Origin of the sequence: Alexandriicola marinus, assembly GCF_004000435.1 — a bacterium.
Lineage (GTDB): Bacteria > Pseudomonadota > Alphaproteobacteria > Rhodobacterales > Rhodobacteraceae > Alexandriicola > Alexandriicola marinus.
In genome coordinates, this window is record NZ_RBVZ01000029.1 from 1 (window position 1) to 9,317 (window position 9,317).

The window sequence follows — 9,317 nt, forward strand, 5'->3', positions numbered from 1 at the left end:
GGAACCGGGATCATCCGGATAGACCTCGTATCAGCCGGACCAGCGCCTCGGGATCGTAGGCCCCGCTGATCCGCAGCTTATGACCGCAGGCGGTGTCGATCTCTATCGCGCCTGTCGGGGGGACGGCGTCTGTGGCGGCGCTGCTATCGTCGTGCATGGGGCGATCAACGATCTCGACGGGAAGGAAACAGGCCGCATCTGGCTCCGCCAAGGGCTCTGGCGCATAGCGCGGGTCGCGCAGCCACTTGAAGATCAGGTTGGCGTTCATCGCGTAACGCTGTGCTACACGCGCAACCGACACGCCCGGTGCCGTCGTCTGCAAACAGATCGAACGCNCTACGGATGACACAGCGGCGCCTCAGGACGACGATCACGGCGGGTCACCGCCACCGGCGCTCAACCTGACCTTCGCAGACACCTACCAGCAGATCCAGCAGACCGAGACCCAGCCGATGCCCGATACGCCCCGCCAGTCCCGCAATGCTGAAGTGAACTTCCGAGGCGAGTATCGCTCGAACGTGACCCGCGCCTCGGTCACGGACCCGGTTGCGCTCCTTTACAAGACGGCGCCGGGCGCCGCGGCAATGCAGTGCTTCATGGCGTATACACTAATGGAGAACCACAACGGCCTCGTCGTGCAGGCAGACTTGACCCACGCCGACGGCCATGGCCAGCGCAAGGCGGCCCTTGAGATGATCAATCAACGCTCACCAGGCTCGACCCGGCGTCTGACGCTCGGGGCGTACAAAGGATATGACAGCGCCGACTTCGTCGCAGAATTCACTCGGATGGTCGTAATACCGCATGTCGCGCAGAAGGCCCGGCTTTCCGCTATCGACGGACGGGCCACCCGGCATCACGGCAACGCCCTGTCCCAACAACGCCGGAAGAAGATCGAGGAACCGTTCGGCTGGGCAAAGTCCGTAGGCGGCATGGCGCAGACTGTTCGCCGCGGCCTCGACAGGGTTCGCGCGCAATTCTCGATGACCATGTCGGCTTGCAATCTGGCCAGGCTACCGAAGCCAATGCCAGCGTAATAAAGGGAGCGCATCACACGCTGCATCCGCAGCCCACCCGGCAAAGGAACCCCCTCAAGTCGCGGTGGCAGAAACAACGCCTTCCAAGATAGATTGCATCAGAAGCATGTTTGCGGGAAGTCTGTCTCAATCAAATAGCTGAAGACGCGAAAAATATTAAAGTTTAGGCGAAACATTTCGCTGATTTCTATTTCTACCGATAGTTCCCCAAAAGACGTAGAATGAAACCTGATTGCACCGCAAACGTTCGACCCGCAGCAGTTGTCAAAGTAACAAGTTGAGTTACCGGATCTACGGATACACTCACAATAATCGTTGAACCGCCGGGGTTCGCTATCTCTATAGGAGCTGAAGAAGTCCCCTCTGAGACCTCGGTCGAAACCGAGCCTCCTGCTGCTACCGCTTCTCCCGCACCTGATGATGGCACGCCTCCTCCGGCGGATGGCGCAAAATTTCCCCCCAGTCCAAAGTCGAAAGAGCGGCTAGGAGAGAATTGGTTTGATACGGTCCCCGTTATTATGGGCTGAGACGAGCCACCGGGTGCATTATCCACTGACGCCCCTCCAGCGTAAGACACAGAGGCGGATATCGACAAAAGGAAAACCAACTTTGCGCAGGAGTTCATTGTCTAAACCTTTCAATAATATCTAGAAGCTGTAGCCCAGTGACGCAACAAAAGTCCGACGTTCTGTTGTGTCGAGAATATCCAGTATGCTGATCGTCGCACCAACGGGGATGTCTGGCAAAGAATACGAAAAACCTGCATTCACCTGCGTCGTAGTGACAGAGATACCTGCGCTTAAGTTCTCGGATACTCCGAGCCCAACCCCGGCGAAGATCCCGTCATCGATGTCGCCGCTGCCGTCAGTAGATCGGGTAATGTCGCTGCCATAACCTGCGACGAGTTGGAGCGGCACTTCGACGCCAACAAGTTCGATACTCGTCAGGTGAGACAAATAGCCGCTGTAGATTGGATCAACAGCTACCCCCCAATCCAGAAGATTGGCGACCGTTGCGCCCAAGAATGTAGCGGATGAACCCTCCGCGCGTAGCAGACGTGAAGCGCTCAGGCTAAAGGAGCCAGCATCACCAAAGGGGTCCGATCCCGTAATGTTCACGCTCAGTGTAACACCAACGGCATCAAGAGGGTTCCCGAAAGAATACCCGACCGAACTCTCGATATCGAGCCCGTTACCCTCGATACCGCCGCGCGGTGTCGAAAAGGAAACACCAACGAAACCAGTGTTCGGCGCGGGCGACACCGCTGACGGTACTCCAAAGCTGCCGGGAAAGGCGAGAGCCGGGGGGGCGCTGGACGCATCTTGCGCGAATGCTTCTGATCCCGAGACTAGAACAGCCGATCCGACAAGCATTCCGCAGAGTTGATAAAACATCGCCACCTCATCGACGAAACCAAAATTATCAATTTGATATCTTGTGATCCCGTCAAATGCAACGACAAAATCCTTAATAACCCCCAGAAGGCCTGATGTCCGAGGTCTGCTTGATTGCGGTCAGGCTCGGTATCCAGGTGTTGGTGGTCCATCTCGCCCCAGACCGCCGTCATGTTCGTTCTGTCGACTAGGGGAGGCCAGATAGCCTACCTCACCGGATTTGTGGCGACGAGGCCACAGCACTGTTTGTCTCACCTCAATCTCTTCTCAACGAGCATTCGCATTTCGGCAAGCGTACGTGAAAGCATGGATCCACATTCCGCGACCAGCCTTCTAGCCGCCTCAAGGTCATTCTCTTTCGCCGTTTCCTGGATGGCCCGGAGCTTGATACACATCGCGCTGGCCCCCAAGACTTGGGAGAGACCAAGAAGCTTGTGGCTAAGTTCATCGATCAACGACATGTGTCCGCCAAGGACCGCGGCTCGAAGATCATCAAGCTTGTTCGTCATGTCGCGGCCAATCCTGTCAGCAAAGTCCCTTGCTTCGGCTTCGTCAGCTAACCCGACTGCCGACAAAAAATTCTCACGAACGACGTAAACTGAGTAATCTGTGCGAGTGTCCGATTCAAATTGATATGTGTTTGAGCTCTCTTTGAGACGACCGGCTCTAAAGGCTGCAGCCATGGCATGAATCTGTATGGGTTTGGTGAAAACTGCATCTGCACCAGCAGCTTCAGCCTCCGAGGCCATTAGTCCAGCAATATGCGAAGTCAGAATAAATATCGGAAAATCGCGAGCCGGCGCTGAACCTGATAGATACTTGATCGTCTCCAATCCATACATGTCTGGCATCTGCAAATCCAATAGCATCAAGTCAGGTTCTGTTTTCGCTAACGCTTCGAGTGCTTCCACCCCGTTACTGACAGCAACAACGGTCGGCCCATGCTCTTCCAAACGGGCCACGGTAATCTGCCGGATGACTGGTTCATCTTCGGCATAGATGATGACCAAGTCCTTTAGAGCTTGATCCGGAACACCAATCATCTCGTCAAGCCCATACGGTAGTTCCAGATCAAAAAAGAAGCACGATCCTATTCCGGGTTCGCTTTCAACGTTGATCGATGACGCGTAGTGTTGCAACACTCGGTTGCAGATCGCAAGTCCGAGGCCGGCTCCCTCTTGTTGTATACTCATCCCGACGTCGAGCCGCCCGTACTCCTTGAAAATTATGGGCAAGTCCTTTGTACGAAGCCCGGGACCGCTATCTACCACCGAGAACCGCAAGGATATACTATCGTCATCAATCTTTAAGACCTTGATTTTCAGAGAGACAATGCCGATTTCGGTGTATTTGATCGCATTCGAGACGAGGTTGTCGAGTACCTGCCGAAGGCGAAGTCGATCCACGAGGATCGTCGAAGGCAAACTATCATCGACGTTCAATTCGAACTTCAAGCCTTTCTGGTCGGCCAACGGATAATACAGATCGAACACTTTGTGAGCAAGTTCAGAGATGTCCACGAGCGTTGGATGCAAAGTGAACTCTGCGGATCCCAGGAATGCGATCTCAGCGACGTCATCAATCTGTTCGAGTATCGACTCCACCGCCTGCGTGGCTGTCTCAGCATTAGAGCTGTCTGCTGCATCCCTTGAAAGCTCAAGGGAACCAAGTAGACTTATCAGCGGATTTCGAATGTCGTGGGCGAACGATGCCAGCAGCCGATTTTTTTCAGCATGATTTTTCTCCGCCTCTGCACGCCTGCAATCTGCAAATTGGATCCTTTCTTCAGTGATCCGCTTTTGGGAATAGAACGTAACCATGCCAGCCGTACCAAGAAAACCAAGCAAAGCCAAGACTAGTGGCGCAAAGGACTCAGAGGCTCCCAAGAAATGCCTCATCTCGTCACGATAAACAATAATTTGCCATTCGGAAGCATTCGTCAAAGAACTGGTGCCAAGAATACGCTGGAGTGTCGTAACGTTAGGACCTGATTTATCAGCCGTTCTGGTTGATGCTTCCTGCCGCACGTTGAGAGAGATATCCTTGAAGAGGTGCTCAGATATCGTGCCGCTGGTCGCAATCACTCGCTGACTTCCGTCGACAACCAATAAAGTCTCGTTATCTGTGACCAATTTATCCAAGTCGTCTGATATGCTCGTCGCCTCGATACCGGTATAAACCATGACCGATCGGCCGTCGTCTAGCTCAACCCACCTACCGGCGGAAATAACACCTCGAGGATTGACTAAACCTTGAAATACATCCGCGATAACGGCTTCTCCACTGAGCCTGCTCTCATTTTCAGCGCGTATTAATTGTGGATATTCTTCGTCTCTCGGATATCGAGGGAGCGGCGCCCCTAAGACGGCTGAGCTGTTCACGATTTGACGATGCGTTTCGCCGAGTTCAACGACGACGACCCAGTCGCCTGCACCTGCCGCCCTGAGCTGGCAGCTTTCGGAGAGCTGTATGTAATCGTGCCCCTGGTCAAGACCGAGCGTCGAGGCACATTCTTCGGTAATTTCCAAAATCAGCGACAAGCGGCTATCCACGAATGCGGCCGCAAGAAACGCACTATCACTTAGTTCGTCGATGATCTCGACTTTGCGCGAAGCCGTGGCCACGATCAGGGCCAAACAAGTGAGACTGACAGCAGGGAGTGCGACTAGCAACCACCTGCCAATTCGTGACTTGTCCGTGGAGTTTGCTGAGAATTTGAATTGGTTGATGGATGTGGTCATCATTTTCCAAACTATGTTAGTCGCGAGAGGGTGGTTGTCATTGTGAAACTGGGCCATCAAGTCGCGCCACCCTTTGGTCCGCATTATCAACTGTAGCGCACACGGAACATTCAATCTCGGAAGCATACCATCGTCAGTGTCGAGTACTGCGGGACTGCGAAAGAGTTGACAGGCGGGAAAAGGATGCAGGCTTCACTTATGATCTTTCCTAGAGACCAATCAAAGTGCGCAAAGGATATTGCAATATACGAAAGTATAGTCTGTCCGGCCGATTACGTGCCAAATAGGGCAGTCCACGTGATGATGCTCAACTGTGTGTCAACGATGGCCGACTGGCCTGAATGCATGGACTTTTTCGGGCTCGATCTGCCGGATTCATCTGTCCGATGCTACGGTGCTTGGGGGAACTTTTTAGCGGATGATCGCTTGCGCCATTGGTCCGACACCCCTCTTCTTACGGAGGCGCACAACGACCGGCGAACCATTTAGACCCGCGATAGCGCTGACGATCGAGCTCTTAGGCTTCTGTAAAGCGAAAGGCGAATACTTGTCTACCACCCTGCGGTGGCTTGACCTCCCCGTGACAAGCCACCGCTCCCGCCTTGTTAAAGGCATATCGTTGTTGGTGCGCCTCAGACTGCGTCAACGCCGACCTCCCGACGCACGGCCTTGGGCGAAGCCGAGCTAAGGAGAATATTACTAGAACCTCGCACGAAGCCAAGACTATCGATAGTTGACAGATGCCATCTCACTGATTCGTGCCCTCTTGATCTGATGTCGTCACATCGTCGCGCTGACCTCAGTAAAGTGTCTTGATACTGTGGCCTGTCGGCGGTCTAAAAAAAAGACCAGCAAGAGCTGGTCTAGTTGGAGTAGTCAGGTTTCGTGCAGAAAGACGGACTTTCCTTGCACAAGGCATAGGCAACGGGGGGCAACCGCCGTGCCTTCTCTTTTTTTGCCGTTCAACCTGCTAGCGATCAATCAAGCGAAGGATATAGCGTCGCCTCTTAAGGGTCTTTTTTCTGTGGAGAGGCCGCCAAGCTTCTCAGCTTCCCGCGAAATCAACATCTCCGTGCAGGGAAGTTGGCCGACTGGCCTTTGACCCATGTCTTCTCCGACATTTCAGAGAATCTGCAGGTTGATTTCCGGGCCTACGCTGCGCGCATATCCTGCCCCTTCTTAGCCATGAAGTCGACCGGGGGATGTTCCCGAGGCCAAAGAGTGGGCGGTAATGGTTGTAGTCGTGCTATCAGGCCTGGAGCTGCTCGCCTGCATCGCCTCGGCTTCGTACACGGCGAAGCGACCAGGCCTCATCTGGATCATTTCTGCATCGAGATTCAAACACAACTTAGAGCGGCTCGTACGGACTATGTTTCAGTCTATAATTTCACCATAAAAACCAAAATCAGCGTCTGGGTCGTCTACCACTTCGCCGTTTAGTGTGATGACAGCATCGGAGGCAGCAACGGCCGCAACGCTTTCCGGTCCGCCATTCTGGCTACCAATGGATCCTTCTAGAGATCCTTCGATTCCGTAGTCATCGTTCTTGTAGGTCAGTTCTCCACTCACATCCCCGGTAAAACTCGCATCACCACCATTGATCGTGAAGAAGCCATTCTCAAAGATAATATCGCCTCGGGCTTTGGCCGCCCCACCCGTCGTACCAATCGGATTATAGTTGTCATCGACACGGCCGCCAATCCAATCGTCAAAATCAGCGACGACCGTGTTGGAATTGAAATCGATCGTGATATCTGCCTCTGCGGTAATGATCGAGTTCTGATTGTCGCTGGTAGGAACGAAGAGTCCGGCATAACCGACATAGCTTGCTGATCCTTGCTCCACCGCACGTGCTTCAAATTCCTCTTCCGTCAGGAGGCTGACGCCGTCAGGAAGATTCGAACTGCCGTCACCATCTGATCCAGCTGACTCAGAAGCCTGTAACGCGGATTGAAAGTCTTTCCCGAGCTCAACAGCCAACTCTAGGTCATCAGCTCGTTGAGCCAGTTCCAAAGCCGCACAACTCGAAATTAAAAACGGAAGGCAAAGTAGAGCTGTCTTGTTCACAAGAGCGGTTCCATTTTTGTCAGACATTTGATTATTTTCTAACTGTTGAGCAATGATTCATGTTGTTTCGGTGAAACCGTAAGAGATCCATAATCGGCCGATTTCTATTACAAAGATAACCGCGGAGCGGACCTGCATATTGTTCGGCTCTCTGCGACCTTCGGACTTTCGCGGTCCCACGTTTGGATTAGAATTAAAACCTAGGCGATCAGAACGCTCAATCTTCGCAGAAGTATCAGGCCGTTATCATTCGCGCCGGCTTTGTTATGCAAATGGATTGAGGGCTTGACTGTTTGAACCGGCTCTGTTACACAAATCGAGTGATTGGCAGACTTCCCCTTTCCCCAGACAGACTTATCCCGCGGCCTCTGTGACAGGGATGCCGAGCGCGGTGTAGCCGTTGAGGACGGCGATGCGGAGCTGGAGTTCGGCGACCTGACGGTCGAAGTCCCGTGCCATGAGCCGCTGGCCCAGCAGTTTCACGCAGTGCATCTTCGTCTCGACGCGGCTCCGTCGGTGGTATCCGCTCCATCGTCGCCAAATTGACCGACCTAGGTATTTCGATGCGCGCAGTGCCTCGTTTCGTGCGACCGCGCCAGCGGTGACAGTCTTCCACGGCTTGGCGTTCTTGCGGGGCGGGATGACAGCGTGGGCACCGCGGTCAGCGATGGCATCGTGGCATTTGCGAGTATCGTAGGCCCCGTCTGCCGTGACGCTGTCAGTTTCCTGGTCCTCCGGGATCTGGCCGAGAAGGTCTGGCAACACCGGCGCGTCGCCAATATGGCTCCCGGTGACCTCGACAGCGCGGATCTCCAATGTTTCCTCATCAATCCCGAGGTGGATCTTGCGCCGGACGCGCCGTTTGGGGCCGCCGTGCTTGCGGGCGTGCCACTCGCCTTCGCCCTCGACCTTGATCCCGGTGCTGTCGATCAGCAGGTGCAACGGACCCTTGGAGCCGCGGTAGGGGATCTTCACGGCCAACGTCTTCTGGCGGCGGGACAGGGTGCTAAAGTCAGGCACCGCCCAGTCGAGATCAACCAGCCGCAACAGGCTTTCGACGAAGCCTGTCGTTTGACGGAGCGCCATGCCAAACTTGCCCGGGGCTCCGCCCGTTCAGGGCTGAAACGGGCCACCGGCCTGTTTCCGGGACGCCCTTCACCCTTCATCGTCAGGCACGTCTCGATGGCGGCGTCGCTGTAGCTCTGCTGGCGGCCACGCCTGCCTGTCGGTGCGGCGTCCCAGGTCATCTCGCGGTCGAACCAGATCGTCAGCGAGCCGCGGCGCTTGAGCGCTTCGTTATAGGCCGGCCAGTTCCTGGTCTTGTAGGTCGGGGGGGCGGGGCTGCTCATGCATCTCAGCTACCATGCTGGATTCACGAGATGAATCCCTTACAGGATTTGTGCAACAGAGCCCAGTTGCGCCCTCATCGTATTTGCGCACCCACCTCCTTCTGCCCAACGACAATCCGGCGGGTGGCCGGTCGCCAAGGCAGCGGTGGGTCTGTTCGCTTCGGGCCGAATTCGCCCCCGGGGTGTCGGCAGACGGCAGCAACCGACACGCGGACTGGCGCCTGGGTCAGATGCCTCCTTGAGCACAAACCTTTCCGACTCGTGAACGAGGCGATCGTCAACAAAACTGCGCGCACCGCATGGGCGCTGCTCGTGAAGTTCGATACCTACAGGGCCGTACCGGTCATCTGAATGAAGGAGAGAAAAACAGCGTCCGACGCATTGCGACGAGATGCAAGGGCAGATTTGAGTGATGATGATTCAGCCGGACAGGTACCGGGACACCCCGAGGTGGTGTCACGGCGTCACAGCTCGATCGTCTTATTGGGACCCGGCCGCGGACTTCATCAAGGCCATCGGTCACATGCACCGCACATAAGGGTAAGACACATGACCGCCCCCCGAAGCCATCATTCTCCGATCAAATCAGCCCATGCGCAAACGGAGCCATCCGCAAATGACAGCTCCGTTCAAACTATTCGCTGGCCCGTTTCCGCATTGAATAGTCGCAAAGACGCTCTTTCGAAATCCACTGAAATTCCACATGAATGATCAATTGGCTCGTTTCCA

Annotated in this window: 4 protein-coding genes and 2 pseudogenes; 1 reads left to right on the forward strand and 5 read right to left on the reverse strand. The window is 54.9% G+C overall.

The window, feature by feature from the left end; all coding sequences use genetic code 11:
- Positions 1 to 10: 10 nt before the first annotated feature.
- On the reverse strand, positions 11 to 349 hold the full coding sequence (tnpA, locus tag EP376_RS22045) for an IS66-like element accessory protein TnpA (protein ID WP_127657646.1): 339 nt from the start codon (positions 347 to 349) through the stop codon (positions 11 to 13).
- 4 nt (positions 350 to 353) lie between these two features.
- Between tnpA and EP376_RS22050 the strand changes: the two are divergent.
- Positions 354 to 1,037 (forward strand): annotated as a pseudogene (locus EP376_RS22050) (transposase); the annotation flags it as partial.
- A 647-nt stretch (positions 1,038 to 1,684) separates the two neighbouring features.
- Here EP376_RS22050 and EP376_RS22055 read toward each other — a convergent pair.
- The 4 genes and pseudogenes from EP376_RS22055 to EP376_RS22070 form a co-directional block, all read right to left on the reverse strand.
- The gene (locus tag EP376_RS22055) at positions 1,685 to 2,431 is read right to left on the reverse strand and encodes a hypothetical protein (RefSeq protein WP_127657647.1); all 747 of its coding nucleotides are present in this window, start codon (positions 2,429 to 2,431) and stop codon (positions 1,685 to 1,687) included.
- Positions 2,432 to 2,682: 251 nt separating this feature from the next.
- Entirely contained in the window at positions 2,683 to 5,172 is a 2,490-nt protein-coding gene (locus EP376_RS22060; RefSeq protein ID WP_203341980.1) for an ATP-binding protein, read from the reverse strand.
- Between the two features lie 1,374 nt (positions 5,173 to 6,546).
- Positions 6,547 to 7,266: a hypothetical protein gene (locus EP376_RS22065; RefSeq protein WP_127657649.1), complete on the reverse strand. Its 720-nt coding sequence runs from the start codon at positions 7,264 to 7,266 to the stop codon at positions 6,547 to 6,549.
- A 327-nt stretch (positions 7,267 to 7,593) separates the two neighbouring features.
- Positions 7,594 to 8,588, reverse strand: a pseudogene (locus EP376_RS22070) (IS5 family transposase).
- Positions 8,589 to 9,317 lie beyond the last annotated feature (729 nt).